The sequence below is a fragment of the Ursidibacter arcticus genome (assembly GCF_009761375.1).
Taxonomy (GTDB): Bacteria; Pseudomonadota; Gammaproteobacteria; order Enterobacterales; family Pasteurellaceae; genus Ursidibacter; species Ursidibacter arcticus.
The window spans coordinates 1-779 of the sequence record NZ_LEKM01000064.1; the positions used below are offsets into that span (position 1 = coordinate 1).

Genomic DNA, 779 nt, shown 5'->3' on the forward strand with positions numbered 1-779 from the left:
GTTTGTCATCAGTCTGAAACTTATTAAATCTTATTGTTTATTTAGGGTAAATACTCTTTTCACATTTACCCTATTTATTGAATAAAAAATACATAATAGACTATCTTTCTATTTTGCAATTCCCTATTTGAAGAGGTTTATATGAAAAAAGTATTAGTTTTAAAATCAAGCATTCTTGCAGAACATTCACAATCAAATCTATTAAGTGATTACTTCACACAACAGCTAAACGCAGAAATTACTACTCGTGATTTAGTTCAGCAACCATTACCTTATTTCACAGGCGATGCAGCAGCGGCAACTCGTGGTGAACCTGCGACCGAAGAACAGAAAAAATTATTAGCCCTATCAAATGAATTAGTGGCTGAAATTAAAAATACCGATGTTGTTGTGATCAATGCCCCAATGTACAACTTCAGCGTACCAGCACAATTGAAAAGCTACTTTGATTACATTGCCCGTTCAGGTGTGACTTTCCAATATACTGCTGAAGGCCCTGAAGGTTTAGTAAAAGGTAAAAAAGCCATTGTGATTTTAACCACAGGTGGTTTACATAAAGACAAACCAACTGACTTAGTTAAAGCCTATGTTCAAACTTTCCTAGGTTTTATCGGTATTACTGATGTTGAATTTGTGTATGCAGAAGCACTTGGTTTTGGTCCAGAAGCGGTTGAAAAAGCACAACAATCTGCAAAAGCAGAATTAGATCGCTTAGCAAAAGGATTATAAGCACAATATCTACAAAAAGGTGAAGGGGTTATGGGTAAATCAGCAACTAT

General features: G+C 35.0%; 1 protein-coding gene. It reads left to right on the forward strand.

The genetic code is table 11. From position 1 onward, the window contains the following. The first annotated feature begins 141 nt into the window (after positions 1–141). Positions 142–729, forward strand: a complete 588-nt coding sequence (locus A1D25_RS01790; protein ID WP_157394013.1) for an FMN-dependent NADH-azoreductase — start codon at positions 142–144, stop codon at positions 727–729. Positions 730–779: the final 50 nt, after the last annotated feature.

Bases quoted from the DNA above. Each gene is read 5' to 3' on its own strand.
- A1D25_RS01790 (WP_157394013.1), top strand. From the start codon at position 142: ATGAAAAAAGTATTAGTTTTAAAATCAAGCATTCTTGCAGAACATTCA.